The 20,078-nt window shown below is 39.3% G+C and carries 16 protein-coding genes and 1 other annotated feature; all 16 genes read left to right on the forward strand.

What is annotated here, in order from left to right:
- Position 1: 1 nt before the first annotated feature.
- The 16 genes from hemB (at position 2) to NAG76_13720 (ending at position 20,074) form a co-directional block, all read left to right on the forward strand.
- Complete coding sequence (gene hemB / locus NAG76_13645; protein URN92885.1) at positions 2–997, forward strand: porphobilinogen synthase; 996 nt, start codon at positions 2–4, stop codon at positions 995–997.
- Between the two features lie 5 nt (positions 998–1,002).
- Positions 1,003–2,298, forward strand: a complete 1,296-nt coding sequence (hemL, locus tag NAG76_13650) for a glutamate-1-semialdehyde 2,1-aminomutase (protein ID URN92886.1) — start codon at positions 1,003–1,005, stop codon at positions 2,296–2,298.
- 253 nt (positions 2,299–2,551) lie between these two features.
- Positions 2,552–3,517: an RluA family pseudouridine synthase gene (locus tag NAG76_13655; protein ID URN92887.1), complete on the forward strand. Its 966-nt coding sequence runs from the start codon at positions 2,552–2,554 to the stop codon at positions 3,515–3,517.
- A gap of 85 nt (positions 3,518–3,602) precedes the next feature.
- A complete protein-coding gene (locus NAG76_13660; protein ID URN92888.1) occupies positions 3,603–5,009 on the forward strand; it encodes a LysM peptidoglycan-binding domain-containing protein in 1,407 nt (468 codons plus the stop codon).
- Between the two features lie 263 nt (positions 5,010–5,272).
- Positions 5,273–7,015, forward strand: coding sequence for a methyl-accepting chemotaxis protein (locus NAG76_13665; protein ID URN92889.1), 1,743 nt, complete (start codon positions 5,273–5,275; stop codon positions 7,013–7,015).
- Between the two features lie 59 nt (positions 7,016–7,074).
- Positions 7,075–7,310, forward strand: a binding site (T-box leader).
- Positions 7,311–7,624: 314 nt separating this feature from the next.
- Positions 7,625–10,270 carry a valine--tRNA ligase gene (locus tag NAG76_13670; protein URN92890.1) on the forward strand — a complete coding sequence of 882 codons (2,646 nt, stop codon included), beginning with the start codon at positions 7,625–7,627 and terminating at the stop codon, positions 10,268–10,270.
- A gap of 348 nt (positions 10,271–10,618) precedes the next feature.
- The gene (locus tag NAG76_13675; protein URN92891.1) at positions 10,619–12,001 is read left to right on the forward strand and encodes a bifunctional folylpolyglutamate synthase/dihydrofolate synthase; all 1,383 of its coding nucleotides are present in this window, start codon (positions 10,619–10,621) and stop codon (positions 11,999–12,001) included.
- Positions 12,002–12,008: 7 nt separating this feature from the next.
- Positions 12,009–13,400 carry a UDP-N-acetylmuramate--L-alanine ligase gene (gene murC, locus NAG76_13680; GenBank protein URN92892.1) on the forward strand — a complete coding sequence of 464 codons (1,392 nt, stop codon included), beginning with the start codon at positions 12,009–12,011 and terminating at the stop codon, positions 13,398–13,400.
- 331 nt (positions 13,401–13,731) lie between these two features.
- Positions 13,732–15,084, forward strand: a complete 1,353-nt coding sequence (locus NAG76_13685) for a hypothetical protein (protein URN92893.1) — start codon at positions 13,732–13,734, stop codon at positions 15,082–15,084.
- A gap of 59 nt (positions 15,085–15,143) precedes the next feature.
- Positions 15,144–15,386: a DUF4321 domain-containing protein gene (locus NAG76_13690; GenBank protein ID URN92894.1), complete on the forward strand. Its 243-nt coding sequence runs from the start codon at positions 15,144–15,146 to the stop codon at positions 15,384–15,386.
- Positions 15,387–15,460: 74 nt separating this feature from the next.
- Positions 15,461–16,114, forward strand: a complete 654-nt coding sequence (locus tag NAG76_13695; GenBank protein URN92895.1) for a Maf family protein — start codon at positions 15,461–15,463, stop codon at positions 16,112–16,114.
- Positions 16,115–16,145: 31 nt separating this feature from the next.
- Positions 16,146–16,835: a DNA repair protein RadC gene (radC, locus tag NAG76_13700; protein ID URN92896.1), complete on the forward strand. Its 690-nt coding sequence runs from the start codon at positions 16,146–16,148 to the stop codon at positions 16,833–16,835.
- 41 nt (positions 16,836–16,876) lie between these two features.
- Complete coding sequence (locus tag NAG76_13705; protein ID URN92897.1) at positions 16,877–17,902, forward strand: rod shape-determining protein; 1,026 nt, start codon at positions 16,877–16,879, stop codon at positions 17,900–17,902.
- A gap of 39 nt (positions 17,903–17,941) precedes the next feature.
- Entirely contained in the window at positions 17,942–18,826 is an 885-nt protein-coding gene (gene mreC, locus NAG76_13710; GenBank protein ID URN92898.1) for a rod shape-determining protein MreC, read from the forward strand.
- Positions 18,823–19,353: a rod shape-determining protein MreD gene (gene mreD / locus NAG76_13715; GenBank protein ID URN92899.1), complete on the forward strand. Its 531-nt coding sequence runs from the start codon at positions 18,823–18,825 to the stop codon at positions 19,351–19,353. Before mreC ends, mreD begins: the two co-directional genes overlap by 4 nt.
- A gap of 58 nt (positions 19,354–19,411) precedes the next feature.
- Complete coding sequence (locus NAG76_13720) at positions 19,412–20,074, forward strand: septum site-determining protein MinC (GenBank protein ID URN92900.1); 663 nt, start codon at positions 19,412–19,414, stop codon at positions 20,072–20,074.
- The last annotated feature ends 4 nt before the right edge of the window (positions 20,075–20,078 follow it).

A 20,078-nucleotide genomic window follows, 5' to 3' on the forward strand; every position in this document is an offset into this window, starting at 1 on the left:
GATGACATTTCCAATAACAAGAAATCGTAGATTACGTCGCTCTACTGCATTACGTAGTATGGTACGAGAAAACAGACTGCATGTTGAAGATCTTATCTATCCTGTATTTGTAACACATGGTCACGATGTTCGTGAAGAAATTCCATCTATGCCAAGTGTTTATCATTTATCGATGGATCAGCTAAAAGTAGAAATAGAGGAAGTTGTAGCACTAGGAATCAAGTCTGTTTTAGTTTTTGGTGTTCCGAATTATAAAGATGCAGTTGGTAGTTCTGCTTATGATGACAACGAAATTGTGCAGCAAGCAATTAAAGCAATTAAGACTTGGGCGCCCGAGCTTGTTGTTGTAGCTGATACCTGTCTTTGCCAATTTACTGATCATGGTCATTGTGGTGTCGTTCATCTTGATCAAGCGACGCAAATAGCTACAATCGATAATGATCAATCACTTCAATTACTAGTAAAAACTGCGGTGTCGCAAGCGAAAGCTGGAGCTGATATTATTGCTCCTTCTAATATGATGGATGGTTTCGTTGCTGCAATTCGTCAAGGCCTTGATGAAGCGGGTTACGAAGATATCGCTATTATGTCATACTCTGTTAAATATGCTTCAGCATTCTATGGCCCGTTCCGTGATGCAGCTCATTCGGCGCCACAATTCGGGGATCGCAAAACTTATCAAATGGATCCTGCTAACGCATTGGAAGCATTGCGTGAAGCTGAAAGTGACGTTGCAGAAGGTGCTGATTTCCTTATGGTTAAGCCAGCATTAGCTTATCTTGATATCGTTCGTACATTACAGGATCAATTCGATCTACCTATTGTGGCTTACAACGTAAGTGCAGAATACTCTATGGTGAAAGCTGCATCTAGTAATGGCTGGGTAGATGAGAAATCGATTGTGTTAGAAACGTTGCTAAGCATGAAGCGTGCTGGAGCATCGATTATTATTACCTATCATGCCAAAGATGTAGCCAAGTGGTTGAAGGAGGAATAGAAGCGATGACGCAAAGAATAGATACTTTATCCAAAATAGCATTTGAACGTGCTAAAAAAGTTATTCCTGGTGGAGTGAATAGCCCTGTGCGTGCCTACAAATCAGTAGGATTAACACCTGTATATGTTGAGCGGGGTGCAGGTAGTCGTATATATGATATCGATGGAAATAACTATATTGACTACATACTCTCATGGGGTCCACTTATTGCTGGACATGCTCATCCAGAAGTTATTGAAGCTATTACTTCAACAGCAGCGAAAGGCACGAGTTTTGGTGCACCTACTGAAATCGAGACTTTGATGGCTGAATTAGTATGTGAACGCGTACCTTCTGTTGATATTGTGCGTATGGTTAACTCAGGGACTGAAGCAACAATGAGTGCTATTCGATTAGCTCGTGGTTATACTAACCGAACGAAGATATTGAAATTTGAAGGTTCATATCATGGGCATGCCGATAGTTTGCTAATTAAAGCAGGCTCAGGTGTTGCTACACTTGGTCTACCAGACTCTCCGGGTGTTCCTGAACAAGTTGCGGTTAATACGATTACCGTTCCTTACAACGATCTAGAGGGTGTTAAACTTGCATTTTCTCGATATGGAGAAGAACTTGCTTGTGTGATCGTTGAGCCAATTGCAGGAAATATGGGCGTTGTACCTCCACAACCAGGGTTTCTGGAAGGATTAAGAGAGTTAACATCGCAATATGGCAGTTTACTTATATTTGATGAAGTTATGACTGGCTTCCGAGTGGATTATCACTGTGCACAGGGGCGCTTTGGAGTAATCCCCGACTTAACTTGCTTTGGTAAAGTTATTGGTGGTGGCTTACCAGTTGGAGCATACGGTGGTCGTCGTGACATAATGGAGCAAATCGCACCAAGCGGACCAATCTATCAGGCGGGAACATTATCTGGTAATCCGCTTGCGATGGCAGCCGGTTACGCGACTTTGAAATTAATGACCAAAGATGCGTATGAGCAATTAGAAGTTAAAGCGGCAAGCTTGCAGGCAGGATTCGAAGCTAATGCGGTTAAGTATGGTATTCCGTTAACAGTTAATCGTATCGGTTCTATGGTATGTCCATTCTTCACGAATGAGGCTGTTATTAACTTCGAGACGGCTAAATCGTCTAATCTTGATCATTTCAAAGCTTATTTTGCCCAGATGCTGAATCAAGGTATAAGTGTTCCACCTTCTCAATTCGAAGGGCTATTCTTATCAATTGTACATACTGATGAGGACATAGCAAATACAATTGCTGCGCATGAGATTGCACTATCAACTTTAGCAAAATAAATATAATGAGGTAGTTCAAAACAGACACTTGTGATCACGATGCGATAGCTTCGATCGAAGTTAATTCGACGTCGAAGATGCCATTCATCGCTAGCTGAGGCATAAGCTTTCGAAGTATGTTTCTTGCAGAAACATTGTAGGTGCTCGTGTACCAATAACGTACACTCCACTCCTCGCGTCACTAGCTTCATGGCATCTTCTTGATGCTGACAAGCAACTGTTTTGAACTTCTATTGAAAATGAGGTGAATGCTGTGTTTCATCAGCTTATAACTCGTCAAGGATTAGATCTCGTATTGGACTGGAAACGGTTTGGAGAGATGTTAGACAACGAGCAAGCACATACACAGCCAAGGGCTGGTAGTCATCCGCATGAAGTGCGGCAGTGGCTACTAGCCCATTCCTTTTTCCCAACCAAATGGCTGAATCAGATATTTTCTGTTGGTGGGATTAAGTGGAATGGCGATCAGTTACATTTGTTAGCATACAATGAAATTGATATTTCACGTGACGATGTGTATCGAAGTGCTGGACAAAGATTGAACTCAGGTCAAGAAATGGTTCAAATACTTTACGAGGATGACCATTGCCTAGTCGTTTATAAAGTTGCTGGTATGCCAGTGCATGGTTCGAGTAAAGGTCAATTGAATACACTCGACGTTGCTGTAGCAGCATATATGCTAAACAAGAAAGATCCAATACTAGTTAGACATATCCATCGACTGGATGATGAGACATCAGGTCCTGTTCTATATGCGAAACATCAACTTGCACAACTCAAACTAGATGAGCAAATGCGTGATAAAGAAATTGATAGACAGTATATTGCAATTGTTCATGGTGAATTAACGCCCGAAGAAGGAACAGTGAATGCACCAATTGGAAAAGATAGACGTGAACCGAAGAGAAGAGTGGTTACATCTAGTGGAGACTCAGCAATAACACATTATAATGTACTTGCGAAATACGCTCGTTATACTGAAGTTGCATTGAAACTAGAGACGGGTAGAACGCATCAAATCAGGGTTCATATGACACATCTTGGTCATCCTCTAGTAGGTGATAAATTATATGGTGGAGAGACTAAATGGCTTAAACATCAAGCATTGCATGGGGCAAGTCTAACCTTCATTCATCCTTTATCATCTGACCAAGTATATGTACAAGCAACGATGCCATCATGGTATGCAGAAATAAAGCAACATATAACAAAAAGATAGTCATGCTAAAGCACCCTTCACCATATAGATAAATAGTGAAAGCTAGAATAAAACAAGCATTCATTATGTGAAGGGAGGCATTGAAATGTCTGAAGTAAATAATGGTCTGCGATTTGATATTTATGAACGTGTACATTTGCCAGACAATGTCGCGGCGATTGATGAACTTGAAGAAATTGAGCTTGTTCCACGCATTCAAGTGATAGAACAGGGAGATCAGGCAGTGTTGCAAGGTCAGCTTGTGTTGAACGGGATTTATCGTGCACAAGGAGCGGAGGACGAGCAAGTCGCGTTAGAGCATTGGATACCAGTAGAAATATCGCTACCAATGAATCGAGTGTCCAGATTAGAAGAAATTACAGTGGATATTGATACGTTTGATGTCGTATTGTTATCGTCTAGGGCTCTCAATATTACAGGTATCCTTTCATTACGCGGGATTACGCTTGAACATGAGGAAGAAGTCAGTGAATGGGAATCTGAAGTGTTTACCGTATCTCACGAACGTGGTGAAGCGGAAGAAGAAATTGATTGGAATATCGAAGTAACGGATGAAGAACTAAGTGAGCAGTCTGTTGAAGATGAGCAGCAGAGACAGTTTGCTCAAGAAGAAGTGGCTGAGAGTGAACCCTATTATGCTAGTTATTTGCAAGAAGAGCAATCAGCAGAGCAAGTTTTTGCTCAAACCCAAGAACAGTTGCGAACAGAGCAATATGAAGCAGTTGAAATCGACGAACAATTTGAAAGTGTTGAGAATGACGAACAATTTGAAAGTATAGAGCAAGAACAAGAGCAACCAGTCTTATATGAATACACAGAAGAAGATCTAATGAGGGAAATAGAAGCACAACAATATACTGCAGATGCCTACGTAGAGGAACCCGTCTATGTAGCTCGTGATGTTGCGACAAGTCATTGGGGGCAATTTGTTAGTGAAGTGCCGGTAGAGCAAGAAAGAGAGCAACAAGAAGAGTTTGAGTACGAAGAGGTACAAGAGGCACAATCAGACGGAGAGGCACAATTAGGCGAAGAGGCACAAGAGGCACAATCAGGCGAAGAGTTTGAAGAGGCTTCTGAGCGTCCATTAGAGGAAGAAGTTAGTGAGGAAACTACGCAAGAACGATCCGTTCATATCGCATTAAATAGCAGTACGAATCAGAATGAAACGTTAGGCATTCGTTCTATTCTTACTTCTAGCTTGCGGGAACAAGCGGCACATCAAGCCACGCTCTTACAACAAGAGACAGAGCGACAACAGGAAGAAGCGTCAAAGCCTCATGTTGTTGAAGAAGAAATTGAATGGCAAAACTTATTTTTAAGTAAACGCCCGGATCAGAACGAATTCCGTCGGATTCGTATGTGTATTGTGCAGAAAGAAGATACGCTAGAACAAATTGCTAGTCGCTATAGTATTAACCCGCGCGAGCTATTAGTACGGAATAATTTGCATGAGACAGCAATTTCCGAAGGGCAATTGTTATATCTTCCATAAAAATGTCAACCTAACTCGTCAATATAATGTCATTTTACAAGCAGTTCGAGCCTACCCTTTGGGGCTTGAACTGCTTATTTAGTTTTGGTATGACAACATTAATAATGAGTGCGACTAACAATAAAAACGGTGGAAATTTCAGATTTCAAAGTATCATTCGACATAATTTCCGTTTATTCTAAAAATTTTAACAGTTTTCTAACAACAAATGTTCAGTTATCCGATATAGTTGTGAGAAAAGAATTATGACGGAGGTATTTTCATTGGCTAAAAAATTATCAATACGCACACGGCTTATCTTGTTATTTGTAATTCCGACTCTAATGTATGCAGGGACGAGTGTGTATTTATTGGAGCAACAAAACACTAATATAGATGAGTTGACTTCATCTTTGTATGATACGACGGGGCAAGCTACCTCAATCATCCTGAATGCTGATCGCGATATGTATCAAGCGCTGACAGCTTACCAGTACATTACATCAGGTGTATTAAGTGCGGATGAGGAATCAGTTCAGATGAAAGTTTTTACAGAAAATATTGAACAAGCGAATGAAAGGGTTGGACAAGCTCTTGAGATTTTCACAAAGAAAGAGCTTTTACAAACTTCTCACGACGATACGAATGTAACGATTGAACAAAATTTATCGAATTTCCAGACCTCCTTTGATCAATGGGCCAAAGATACGAATGATATCATACAATCAGGTGTTGTTGGTGAAGGGGTTATTAATAACGCGCAAACACTAAGTACTTTTGAAGAGGGACGCTCCAGCTTGAATCAAGTCGGAGAGATTTTGGATACTTTCGCTAAGAGTAGTATTGAAAATATAAATAAAAGTAAAAGTGATAATGCTCGAGCGATTTATTCAGGTATTGTAGCTGCAATTGTAATTCTCGGTATTGCTGGTACCATAGTAATTAGAAGAATAATGAAAACCATAAAAAAAATCATTGTTATTACTGGTCAGGTTGCAGCTGGTGATTTACGCCACGAGATCCAGACTAATTATGATAATGACGAACTTGGTAAAATTACGGAATCCGTTGATACGATGATAGTCAACATAAAAGGGTTAATTGGTACAATTTCTTCCAATACCAAATTTGTTCTAGATGCCTCAGTTGAACTGTCAGATAGTTCTAGGGAATCTGCGAAAGCGGCAGAGCATGTGACATTGAATATTCAAGAGATGAACCAGAATGTGGAAGTCCAAGCAAGAGCGAGTGAAGAGAATAGTCGAGCAATCGAGGAGATGGCAATAGGAATTCAAAGAGTAGCTGAGAATTCAACAGTTATGGCGGATCATTCCTCGCTTACATCACGTAATGCGGAACTTGGCAATGAATTACTAATAAATCTTCAGCATCAAATTGTAAATATGATTGACTCGGTTGAAAAACTATCGGATACTGTTCAGTCTTTGACACATAAATCTGATGAAATCGGTAATATTGCAGAGAGCATTACAACTTTTGCAACTCAAACTAATCTACTTTCTTTGAACGCCTCTATTGAGGCTGCGAGGGCAGGAGAGCATGGCAAAGGATTTAATGTTGTTGCTAATGAAATTCGTAAGTTGGCTTCACAATCACTTGAATCAGCCGAAGGTATTAATAAGTTGATTCATGAGACGAGAGTTGAGATTACAAGTGTATCTGAATCAATGAATAGGACTAAGCAAGAAGCTTCCGCAGGTTCGAGTATGATGGAGGAAGTGAATCAAAGTTTTGCTACGATAATGGAGTCGGTTGCTCACGTTGTAACTCAAATTCATGAAACATCGGCGATTACAGAACAGATGTCTGCAAGCTCTGAGGAAATTTCTGCGACAATGGAACATTCTGCGGCTAGTTCGTCTCAAATTCTTATGAGATCTCAAACGGTCGCAGCAGCAACTGAAGAACAATTAGCGATGATGCAGAATATAGCTGCTTCATCTGAACAGTTAAGGTCCGTCGTGGATACATTGAATGAATCGGTGTCTTATTTCAAAATCAAATAACGCAATTGCTTTAAGAAATTGACTACAGAGTTATCTTAAGTTATTATATTGATATATGTGTAATAATGTTGATGAGGAATAATATACTTATGTTTCCTTCAGAGAGTAGAACTGTTCGCTGAAAGGTTCTGCAGGATAACAGGTATATGGGTCGCCTCTGAATTGCCTTACTGAACATAGCATAGCTATTATGTAAGTTAGGCCGGTCACAGCCGTTATCTGTTATGAGAGCCATGCTACGTTTTGTAGTGTGGAATTAAGGTGGTACCACGGAAGCTAGCCTTTCGTCCTTTTGTAGGATGAAAGGTTTTTTTGTTGCATAATTTTGGTAAAACCCATGCTTTCGATGTAACTTTTCACTACAGTGAAGTTATTCAGAGAAGCTAATGAAAAGTTGTAGCCCATGCTTTCGATGTAACTTTTCACTACAGTGAAGTTACTCAGAGAAGCTAATGAAAAGTTGTAGCCCATGCTTTCGATGTAACTTTTCACTACAGTGAAGTTATTCAGAGAAGCTAATGAAAAGTTGTAGCCTACGCTTTCGAAGTAACTTTCTTTACAATGAAGTTAAATCGAGTAGCTTACGAAAAATATTAGGAGGATGAACAAATGTCAGATAATCAGTCTAATTTAACGATGCCGACGACTTATGATCCGAAGGCAGCTGAACAGAAATGGTATGACTTCTGGGTAAAGGGGAATTACTTTCAAGCCGGTCAACGCCCCGAAGCGCAGCCATATACAATCGTAATACCACCCCCGAATGTAACGGGAATGTTGCATATAGGTCATGCACTAGATTTTACGCTTCAAGATATTCTTATTCGTGCGAAGCGTATGCAGGGGTATGATGCATTGTGGCTGCCTGGTACAGACCATGCTGGCATTGCAACACAAACGAAAGTAGAACAAAAACTTCGTGAACAAGGTATTTCTCGTCATGATCTTGGTCGTGAAAAATTCCTCGAGCAAGTATGGGAATGGAAAGATCAATATGCTGAGACAATTCACGATCAATGGGCGAAAATGGGTCTGTCTCTAGATTACTCTCGTGAACGATTTACACTAGATGATGGTTTAAATAAAGCTGTTCGCGAAGTGTTTGTTCGTCTATATGAAAAAGGACTAATCTATCGCGGTAAGAAGATTATTAACTGGGACCCTGTAGCTCGTACCGCTCTTTCTGATATAGAAGTAGAGCATAAAGAGATTAACGGTCACTTATATCATTTACGTTACCCACTGAAAGATGGTTCTGGCTTCATTACTGTAGCTACAACTCGTCCTGAGACAATGTTAGGTGATTCTGCGGTAGCTGTTCATCCAGAGGACGATCGCTATAAGCATTTAATTGGACAGATGATTGTACTTCCAATTGTTAATCGTGAAATTCCGATTATTGGTGACGAATATGTAGAGAAAGACTTTGGTTCAGGTGCTGTGAAAATTACACCTGCTCATGATCCGAATGACTTCGAGGTTGGCGAGCGTCATAGCCTACCGCAAATTATCGTTATGGATGAAACGGGTACGATGAACGAAGAGGCAGGTCCATATAACGGAATGGATCGTTTTGATTGCCGTAAGCAGTTAGTAAGCGATCTTCAAGAGCAAGGCGTATGTGTATTGATTGAAGATCACTTACACCAAGTTGGTCATAGCGAGCGTAGTGGTGCGGTTGTAGAGCCTTATCTATCTACTCAGTGGTTTGTAGCTATGAAACCACTTGCTGAAGCTGCTATAGCTGCTCAAAAGTCTGGCAAGGGCGTACGTTTTGTTCCAGATCGTTTCGAAAAGATTTATTTGAACTGGATCGAAAATGTTCGTGATTGGTGTATCTCTCGTCAATTATGGTGGGGACATCGTATTCCAGCGTTCTATAATGATGAAAATGGCGAAATTATCGTATCAACTGAGGACCAGACGGATCCAAATCTTCGTCAAGATAATGATGTGCTTGATACATGGTTCAGTTCTGCATTATGGCCGTTCTCAACACTAGGTTGGCCAGATAAGACGGATGATCTAGCTCGTTACTATCCAACTAATGTACTTGTAACTGGTTACGATATTATTTACTTCTGGGTATCGCGTATGATCTTTACTGCGCTTGAATTTACAGATGAAATGCCGTTCCAAGATGTTCTACTTCATGGACTTGTACGTGATAAAGATGGTCAAAAAATGTCTAAATCACTTGGTAATGGTGTTAATCCACTTGAAGTTATCGAGCAGTACGGTGCGGATGCAATGCGTTTTATGATCTCAACAGGTAGTACACCTGGTCAAGATTTACGCTTCCGATATGAGAAAGTAGAGCAAGCTCGTAACTTTGCTAATAAAATTTGGAATGCTTCACGATTTGCTTTAATGAATCTTGAAGGTTTCACTTATGATGATATTAATATAAAAGGTAATCTAGGAACTGCTGATCGTTGGATTTTACATCGCTTGAACGAAACAGTTCGAGATGTTACGCGTCTAATTGATAGTTATGAGTTCGGTGAGACTGGCCGAGTTCTTTATAACTTCATATGGGATGATCTATGTGACTGGTATATCGAATTCTCGAAATTAAGCTTGAATGGTGAAGATCCGGCAGCTAAAGCAGCTACACAATCTGTACTTGCTTATGTGCTTGATCGTACGCAACGTCTGATCCATCCATTTATGCCGTTCATTTCCGAAGAAATTTGGCAGCATCTACCACATGATGGCGAGACTATTACTCTTGCTGCATGGCCTGAGTACGAAGCTGAACTTGAAGCTCCAGAAGCTGTGAAAGAAATGGAATTACTTATGGAGATGATCCGTGCCATTCGTAACATTCGTGCAGAAGTAAACGTACCGATGAGTAAAAAAGTTGAACTTATTGTGAAACCAGCTTCCGATGCTGAGTATCGTATTTTAACTTCTAATGAAGAGTTCATTAAACGTTTCTGTGGAACATCTTCACTTGAAATTTCTACAGATATGTCAGCACCTGATAAAGCGATGTCTGCAATTATTACTGGAGCAGAACTATACTTGCCACTAGCTGGTCTACTTGATATTGGTCAAGAGATTGCTCGTCTTGAAAAAGAAGTCGATCATCTGAATAAAGAAGTAGAGCGTGTAGAGAAAAAACTTTCAAACGAAGGATTTGTAGCTAAAGCTCCTGCCAAAGTGATTGAAGAAGAACGTGCGAAGATGAATGACTACGCTGAGAAGCGTGATAAGGTAGTAGCTCGTATTGCTGAATTACGTGCAAATTAGTGATTAGAGTAAGGTCAAAAAGCGGGCTTTTAGAACCGAGAATATGGAGCGCTACTTTCCAAGTTCGCTCCATATTCGACGCGAATAGGCTACAATGAATTACATTGTTATCAAAGTCCGCTTTTTGACCAACTACTTCCAATAAAGGTTCAAAAAATGATCTTTCGAAAGCCGAGCAGGTGAGACGCTACTTGAGAAAGGCGGAAGCGCAAGTGTACATGATTACGTACACGCGAACCGTACTTTCCAAGTTCGTTTCAGATGCGATGCCGAATATGCTACGTTAGCATACTCATCGTTATCAAAGTCCATTTTTTGAACATCCTATTATAGAGAAGGGGTATCCTGATGAGCGTAGAAACGAAGCAACAACAAGTAAGCTCTATGGAATCTTATGTGGAGGCTGTCGATTGGATCAATTCTTTGATTCCTTTCGGCATTCGCCCTGGTCTTGAACGCATTGAACTATTGCTGGAGAGCCTAGGTAATCCTCATCGTCGACTGAAGTTTATTCATGTTGCAGGTACGAACGGTAAAGGTTCTGTATGTTCATATCTTACTCATGTGTTACATAAAAGTGGATATGACGTAGGTACATTCACATCACCTTATATTACGAAATTTACGAATCGTTTACAGTATAATGGTGAAGATATTGAAGAAGAAACACTTTTGCTTCTAGCAAACAAGGTTCGTCCTTTAGTTGAAGAAATGGCTGCAACTGAATTGGGTTCTCCAACAATGTTTGAAGTTACAACTACGATTGCTATTCTATTCTACGCAACTGTAACGTATCCTGACTATGTAGTGTGGGAAACTGGGCTTGGTGGTAGACTTGATGTAACTAATGTTGTTACACCGGTTTTGTCAATCATTACGAATATTGGTTATGATCATATGGACAAATTAGGAGATACTCTCGAAGCGATTGCCTTTGAAAAAGCTGGCATAATTAAAGCTGGTGTGCCTGTTATTGTCGGGGCAACGCAACCAGAAGCAATTAAAGTGATTTCGCAATATGCGCAAGAGAAAAAAAGTACGATCTATTTATATCAACAACAATTTGATCAAATGCCATTGTATGTAGATGAGTCTGAACAACAGTTCCGTTTTGAAGGTTTGTTCAGGAACATAGAAGATGTGACTATTACATTAAGTGGGGCACATCAACGTCAAAATGCTGCCGTTGCTATGATGGCTATTGAAATTTTGCGTCAATATCAAGCATTAATTGTAAGTGATGAAGATTTACTAGATGGAATGAAAATGACAACATGGCCAGGACGTCTTGAGATGATTGGACAGCAACCACGCTTACTTATTGATGGTGCACATAATCCAGAGGGTGCTGCTGCACTAGCAAGTGCATTACAAACAACTTATAAATACGAAAAATTGCATCTTGTTATGGGAATGATCGAGAATAAGAGTCACCATGACACGTTTAAGCATATATTACCTTTAGCGGATACTTTGATCTTAACAGAACCTAATTATCGTATGGCGAAAAATGCTGATGAATTAGCGACGCTCGTTCAAGATCTTATTCATGAACTTAAATTAACCAATCCTCCTCGCATTATTATTGAGAGAGAATGGAAAAAAGCAGTTCAGCTATTACTTGAGGAAACGAATGAATCTGATCTTGCAGTTGTTACTGGAACATTGTATTTGATAGGAGACGTACGCTCGTATATGCTACACAACAAGGATGCAGAAAAAGGCTGGTGAATTCTCTTTGAAAGCAAATGAACAAGTTCATTTCATTGGAATCGGTGGATACGGTATGAGTGCTATCGCTAAAGTCGTTTTGGAAATGGGCTATAAAGTAACAGGATCTGATGTTGCAGAATCAGCATTATCCAAAAAATTATCAGCGCAAGGTGCATCTATTGTTATTGGACACGATGTCTCTAACATGAAAGGGGCTTCTATCGTTGTATATTCTACTGCTATAAGTCAAGATGATATTGAGCTTGTAGCAGCAAAAGAAGCGGGAATTACCGTATTACATCGTTCAGAAATGTTAGCAAAATTACTTAATGCCACTTCGGGTATTGCTGTTGCTGGCGCTCATGGTAAGACGACAACTTCTTCAATGATTGCACTTGTAATGGAATTGACGAAGCAGGACCCTACTTATATTATTGGCGGTGAAATCGTCAATCTAGGGACTAATGCCAAAGCAGGCCAAGGATCATACCTTGTTGCTGAAGCAGATGAAAGTGATGGAACATTTCTTCATTACTTCCCTAAGATTGCAGTAGTTACAAATATTGAAGCTGACCATCTTGAAAACTATGATGGTGACTTTGAAAATATTAAAAAGGCTTACGTGCAATTTTTGAAACAAGTGAAGCCAGATGGTAAAGCAGTGGTATGTTTGGATGATCACAATGTAAGAGAATTATTACCTCGTGTATATAGTGACAATGCATTGCAAGATCAACAACTTATTACTTATAGTATTCATGAGCAAGCTGATTATATCGCAAGTAATATAGTTGAAGGTGACCGTACGGTTAGTTTTGAGCTATCTAATCATGGAACATCTTTAGGACAATTCGTGCTCTCAGTTCCAGGTATGCACAATGTATATAATGCAATGGCGACAATCGTTACATGTTTAGAAGCGGGTGTTGAACTTGAAGCACTACGAAAAGCGATCACATTATTCGTTGGTGCAAAGCGTCGATTCCAAGTTCTTGCAGATGTAAAAGACATTCTTGTTGTTGATGACTATGCTCACCATCCAACAGAAATTGTTGCAACAATTAATGCATCAAAAGCTACTGGTAAAAGAATTACAGCAGTATTCCAACCACAACGCTTTACACGTACGTTCTTCTTACTCGATGAATTCAGTAAAGCATTCCCAGAAGCGGATTCTGTAATCATTACAGATATTTATTCGCCTGCAGGTGAAGAGGCAATTGAAGGTGTATCATCGCAAAAATTAGTTGAACTTATTAAAGCCAATGGTCAACAAAATGTTCAATATATCGCAACGAACGAAGAAGTGCTTGAGCAATTGAAGGCGAATATTCAATCTGGTGATATGGTTATTACGATGGGAGCCGGAGATATTTGGAAAGTATCTCATGCACTGGGTGAACATATTAAATCGTAAATATTATTTTATACTGTAAAAAGCATCTAACTGTAGTCGTACATATGACTACAGTTAGATGCTTTTTTATTGGCTCAAAATAAATATCAGTGCTTGAATTTATCAATCAACGTTGAATTTGGTTTCCTCACTCGATAGCTAACGGACCAAAGATACCTTATTTGCTAGGAATGCCTCTCTCATCTATCCTTACGGACACAGATGCAATTATTCCACCCTACTATAGTTCAATAAATCTTTTTTTCTTTGAATCCATTAACTCTTTTCAACTATCATATTTTGTTTGAAAGTTTCATAGACTAATAGAGATAAAAGAAGGAGAGTGATAGAAATGCAACATCAAAACCGAATTACTTACCGATTTGATCGTAATGGTAATAAAATAGATTCTTCACAGCAACCAACAGTAGTCAGCGATTCTAATTCTACGCAAGAGTTAAATATTGAGCAGTTAGAGCAATTAATACGTGAAGCTGATGGAGTTATAGCTCATACTGAAGAAGGAAATGAAGTACCCTATATTACTGGACCAGCAAAGGAAGCGAATCATCGTACACGTTACGAGCTAGACCTAGAAGAACATGAGGAATGGCAACATGTTCGTGCTTCTTATGAAGCAAATATCGGGAAGATGAATACACATTCGTCAACAAGTAGAGTCGATGAACATTTTACTAGTCAATCATTATATGATGAGCAGCTTTCTTCGAAAGAGATGGAACATGATCATCGCATAGATATAGATCATTATAATTTGGAAGCAACACGCGCTACATATCCTTTGCAACAACCAGATTGGTCAGTACCCATTATTGATGATGGGAAAACAACAAAAAGTAAGCAAAGATTTAGTTGGACTCATGGATTAGTTGCTGTATTATGTGCGGTAATAACCGGTACATTGCTTGGTTATTTATTACTAGTTCAAGTATTTGGATCTACACTTTGGCCAAGTGACAAGTCAACTGAATCTGTAAATGCAGAAGAACAAGTAGTGGATCAGGTGGATGCTTTGCCATCTACAGAGGAAAATGTACCGACTGTATCTATAAGCATGTCTGAAGCTCTTTATAGTTACCAATTGTTACAAGCAGGTGTTTTCAGTAAGGAAAATACTAGGGATGAAGTTATTGCAGCGATGAAAAAAGCGGGTTACTCAGCTGTTTTTTCGCAAGCAAATAGTGGAAAATTTTTTGTGTATACGGCAATAGCTACTTCTGCAAATAATATAGAGCCACTCAAAAATAATGTATCAGGATTTGAATTATATCGTAAAGAATTAGCGTTACAACTACCAGAAAAATTGCAATACAATGGAGAAGCAGCGCAATTAGAATCGTTTATAAAAAGTAGTAATCAGCTCATTGGAATGTATGCTGATCTCGTAGCTGCACAGCTAGAGCAGCCTACACTTAGTGTTATAGGTTCATCTGCACAAAAAGCATCGCAAACGCAATACGATCAATGGGAAATAATCGCGCAAGAAACGATGGATGGATTCAAGGGTACTACGCACGAATCACAAGCGAAACAATTACAACAATCATTACAACTAGCACAACAACAGTTATTAAAATACCAAGAAAAACCAAACTCGAAAAACATTTGGAGTGTAGAAGAAGCCATTGTGAAAGCGGTTCTAGTACAAAAAGAATGGTTTGAGCAAGTTAACGGATTGTCATAGACTATATTGGTGCGTATAATAGAAATAGTACGATAACGTTCGAGAAAGGAAGTGAACTGTTGAAGAAAAGTAAGTGGTTATTGCTATTGCTAATTCTACTAGGTTTACTTGCAGGTTCACTCATAGGATACTGGCTTGATGCGGTACCTGGATTATCCTTTCTAACAAATGCAATTGAGACAGATTGGAAACCTTCCTTTGATCTTCATGTCATTGCCATTGACTTATCGATACATATTAACATTAGTCTATTAAGCATCATTGGGATGTTTGTAGCGATATGGTGGTATCGTAAATTGTAGATGAAATTCAAAATACTAATATTTTGAATCTTTATTGTAATTGAAGTGACAGTGAAGAAGGGGTAGTTAAGCAGATGAATGAGCGCATAATGCCATATGATAATAAATCGATTAGTCGGTTAATACTGGCTTCATCGTCACCGCGCCGGAAGGAACTGGTCGCAACACTTGACCTTTCCTTGCCGGTGTCTGTTTTTTCTTTGGATACGGACGAAACTATTCAAGCTGATTGGTCGCCAAGTGAAACTGTAGAACAGTTAAGCTTGGCTAAGGCAACTGCAGTCAGACAAGCCATACTTGATGGAGAAGCATCTGAAATTTCTTTTGATGAGAATTCACTAATATTAGCTGCAGATACGATTGTATTGTTGGATAATGATATATTAGGGAAGCCTAGTTCCATCGAGGACGCTGTTATGACACTGATGCGCATGCAAGGTCGAGAACATCAAGTGTTAACGGGCGTAACCTTACTTCATACACGTACTGGTGAGACGCTTGTACAACATCGAGTGACTAATGTAAAGATGCGACCTCTCACTGAGAAAACAATTCGTGCCTATGTTGCAACCGGAGAAAGCTCGGATAAAGCGGGTTCTTATGGAATTCAAGGGAAAGGTTCTATCCTCGTTGATTCCATTACCGGATGCTATTTTAACGTCGTAGGTTTACCGATTTCGCTTGTAGCAGAGATGCTACTTCATTTTGATGTGATGGTCTTACAATAACGATCTTTATATGGAATGGTGGGAATTGGACATGGCAGACAGTGGGTCTAGCTTGCATAATGTCCCCCATAATGAACGTCCTAGAGAGCGCATGATGGCATATGGGGCCGATGCATTAAGTCATGCAGAGTTATTAGCGATATTGCTTAGAACTGGTACGAAAAGTCAATCTGCTGTAGCATTAGCAACAACGGTACTACAGCATTGCGGAAGTTTAAGACAACTGGTAGATATGAGTGTAGATGAGCTTACCGCTATTAAAGGAATTGGACAAGCTAAAGCATTGCAATTACATGCTGGAATCGAGCTAGGAAAGCGCGTTGCACGTAGCAAACTTGGTGACACTGTAATTGTAAAAAGTCCTAATGATGCAGCAATGTATATTATGGAAGAACTGCGATATTTGAAGAAAGAACATTTTATATGTCTGTTTTTGAATACGAAGAACGGGATTATTGCGAAAGAAACATTATCTGTTGGTACACTGAATGCATCACTTGTTCATCCAAGAGAAGTATTTCGTTCAGCAATTCGGAACAGTAGTGCTTCTATAGTTTGTGCACATAATCATCCTAGCGGTGACCCTACACCTAGTCCAGAGGATATCAAGATTACGAAGAGACTGGTTGAAGCGGGCTCCCTAATTGGTATAGAAGTACTTGACCATATCATTATTGGCGATGGAAAATTCGTTAGTTTGAAGGAGCAGGGCTATCTATAATATAATGTATAGGGATTGACCGACTAGAAGGGAGTTACATCATGTTTGGAAGTTCGAAAGATTTAGGAATTGATTTAGGCACAGCTAATACTTTAGTTTATATTAAAGGAAAAGGTGTTGTCGTGCGCGAGCCGTCTGTAGTCGCGATTCGTAATGATACAAAGGAAATCGTAGAAGTAGGGGAACATGCAAAACTTATGATTGGACGTACACCGGGTAATATTAGTGCAATTCGTCCAATGAAAGATGGCGTTATTGCTGATTTCGACATCACTTCTGCAATGATTAAATATTTCATTAAAAAAGCTCAAAAGAGCCGCTCTTTATTTGGTAATCATCCAAATATTATGATCTGTGTACCTTCTGGTATTACAGCAGTTGAGAAACGTGCTGTTATAGATGCTGCGAAACAAGCAGGTGCTAGGGAAGCTGAAACAGTTGAAGAACCATTTGCAGCTGCAATTGGGGCAAATCTACCAGTATGGGAACCGACTGGTAGTATGGTCGTAGACATTGGTGGAGGAACAACTGAAGTTGCCGTTATATCACTTGGTGGTATTGTAACTAGTCGTTCTATTCGTGTTGCTGGCGATAATATGGATGAATCGATTATTCAGTTCATCAAAAAAACATATAATTTATTAATTGGTGAAAGAACTGCAGAACAACTTAAAATGGAAATTGGTTCAGCTACTAAGTTATCTACACCGAAGACGTTAGATATTCGTGGACGTGATATTTTGTCTGGATTACCGAAGACATTAACGATTTCATCAGATGAGATTACTGAAGCGTTAATGGATACCATTGCAGCTATTGTTGAAGCAGTGAAAATTACACTTGAAAAATGTCCTCCTGAATTATCAGCAGATATTATAGATCGTGGAATTGTATTAACAGGTGGTGGAGCACTACTTGAGAATTTGGATCAACTATTAAAAAAAGAGACGGGAATGCCGGTAATTGTAGCGGACAATGCTTTAGATTGTGTTGCGATTGGAACAGGACTTGCTTTAGAGCATCTTGATCTGTTCAGATCAAAAACTTCACTTAGATCTAAGCGCTAAGCTTATGCCTGTAATCTCACACATGGCAGGTGAAAACTATTGTTCAATTTATTAAAAAATAAGCGGCTTTTTATGCTTATGATCGGTTTTCTAATATTTATTGTCATGATTGGGTTGTCTATCGGTGGTAGACAATCCCTTTCTTGGCCTGAGAAATTTGTGAAAGATGCCATAGGTGGCATTCAACAAATGATTTATCGGCCCGCTGGTGCAATAGCGGGCTTCTTTCAAGATATGAAGAACCTTAATTCTATCTATGAGGAAAATGAGCAACTTCGTATGCTTGCTGCTCAGTATGCCAGGGATAAAGTTGAATATAATTTTGTGAAGAATGAGAATGAACGGTTACAAAATGAGCTTGATTTTACTGCACACCAGAAGGAAATGTATGATTATACATATATGATCGCGCAAGTTATTTCTGTCAGTAATGATGCGAATAATCGTACAATCAACATTAATGTGGGTTCCAAACAAGGCGTTCAAAAAGATATGGCGGTAGTAACTGTCGATGGTTTAGTCGGTTTAGTTAAAGCTGTAACACCGTTTACTGCTTCCGTAACGCCTTATACAGAACTTAATTCGTTATCTACGGCATTTAATGCTATATCAGCTACGATTATGGATAAAGAAAATCAGTCGTTTGGTATCCTAACAGAATATGATGCTGAACTTGAACGCATTATAATGACAAAAATTGGTGAAAATGACCCAATGGCCGAAGGAGATACCGTTATAACTTCTGGTTTTGGTAATATTTATCCACGAGGTTTGCAGATTGGCACAGTTGAATTTAAAACTGTGGGTGATGCAGTTCTGACCTACAAAGCGACAATTAAACCTTTTGTCGATTTGAATCAATTAACTGAAGTGTTCGTTGTGAAAATTCCGCAAATAAACGAAGATGAGGAGCTTACGCCATGAGCTTGAATCGGATCGTTCTGATCATACTTATTGTCTTCGTATTAGAGGGGGCTTTAATGCCTTGGCTAATACCTAACAGTTTTGGAGATCGAATTATTCCTCATTTCACTTTTGTAATGGTGATTTTTGCAGCGTTGTATGGTAGCCGACATCAAGCACTTGGATTAGGGATGGGCTTTGGACTTCTGCAAGATATTATGTATTATGGTCATGTTATGGGAGCGCATTTCTTCTTCATGGGCTTAATTGGATATTTAATTGGTATTCTACTAGAACGTAAGAAAGCTACTTTAATGCTTGCTATTTCTGCTATTGGTTTTGCAAGTATAGGGTACGATTCGGTATTATATTTTATTAATAAAGTATTTAAGCTTACGACGGGCTCTTACCCATGGGCACTAATTCAATTCATTTTACCTAGTTTATTTCTACAACTTGTATTTGCACTAATTATCTATGTACCAGTACGTAAGATGTTCGAGTCAAGAAGACAGTTCCATTCTTCAGATTCAGCTGAGGAAATGTAGCTACTAAGAAGGAAAAGCTTGAACATATCGAGAATACATTACGTTGGGAGGGACTTAGATGACTGAAAAACAGCATATTATGATAAAAGGTGTCAAGGATGGTCTGCTTTTCCTTCTCGACGATAAGTGTGAATTCGAGGTGCTCCTGTCCGAGCTAAAGAATAAGATTGAAAAAACTCATCAGCAATTATTATCGGGGCCATTAATTCATATTACTGTAAAGCTTGGTAAAAGAGTTATTACAGAAGAACAAACGAAGCTAATGTCAGATATCATTCGATCACAAGGTAATCTAATGATTCAAGCAATTGAGAGCGATATACCTCCTGAGGAGAAGAATAAGGCTCATGCGGAAATGAAAGTTATGGCAACAATTGTTCGATCTGGTCAAGTGATTGAATTTGACGGCGATTTATTGTTAATAGGAGATGTGCATCCAGGTGGCGTAGTTCGATGCAGTGGCGATATTTATATTTTAGGGTCTCTTAAAGGACAAGCATGTGCGGGTGCCAATGGACGAGAAGATGCTATTATTGTTGCCTCTTATCTTAAACCGACTCAATTAAAAATTCATGAAATCATAAGTAAACCACTTGAAGAGTGGGAAGAAACAGATGGTTTAATGGAATATGCATATATACAAGATGATGCGATGATTATACAGAAACTAACGCTACTACATCGAGAGAACAGATTACCAATTATGATGAGGGGAGTGTAAGAGA

The organism is Candidatus Pristimantibacillus lignocellulolyticus (genome assembly GCA_023639215.1).
Classification (GTDB): Bacteria; Bacillota; Bacilli; order Paenibacillales; family Paenibacillaceae; genus Pristimantibacillus; species Pristimantibacillus lignocellulolyticus.

Excerpts from the sequence above, each read along its gene's own strand:
- radC (URN92896.1), top strand. The coding sequence starts at position 16,146 with ATGGCAGACAGTGGGTCTAGCTTGCATAATGTCCCCCATAATGAACGT.
- hemB (URN92885.1), top strand. The coding sequence starts at position 2 with ATGACATTTCCAATAACAAGAAATCGTAGATTACGTCGCTCTACTGCA.
- hemL (URN92886.1), top strand. The coding sequence starts at position 1,003 with ATGACGCAAAGAATAGATACTTTATCCAAAATAGCATTTGAACGTGCT.
- NAG76_13670 (URN92890.1), top strand. The coding sequence starts at position 7,625 with ATGTCAGATAATCAGTCTAATTTAACGATGCCGACGACTTATGATCCG.
- NAG76_13660 (URN92888.1), top strand. The coding sequence starts at position 3,603 with ATGTCTGAAGTAAATAATGGTCTGCGATTTGATATTTATGAACGTGTA.
- NAG76_13695 (URN92895.1), top strand. The coding sequence starts at position 15,461 with ATGAATGAGCGCATAATGCCATATGATAATAAATCGATTAGTCGGTTA.
- mreD (URN92899.1), top strand. The coding sequence starts at position 18,823 with ATGAGCTTGAATCGGATCGTTCTGATCATACTTATTGTCTTCGTATTA.
- NAG76_13720 (URN92900.1), top strand. The coding sequence starts at position 19,412 with ATGACTGAAAAACAGCATATTATGATAAAAGGTGTCAAGGATGGTCTG.
- NAG76_13705 (URN92897.1), top strand. The coding sequence starts at position 16,877 with ATGTTTGGAAGTTCGAAAGATTTAGGAATTGATTTAGGCACAGCTAAT.
- NAG76_13675 (URN92891.1), top strand. The coding sequence starts at position 10,619 with ATGAGCGTAGAAACGAAGCAACAACAAGTAAGCTCTATGGAATCTTAT.
- NAG76_13685 (URN92893.1), top strand. The coding sequence starts at position 13,732 with ATGCAACATCAAAACCGAATTACTTACCGATTTGATCGTAATGGTAAT.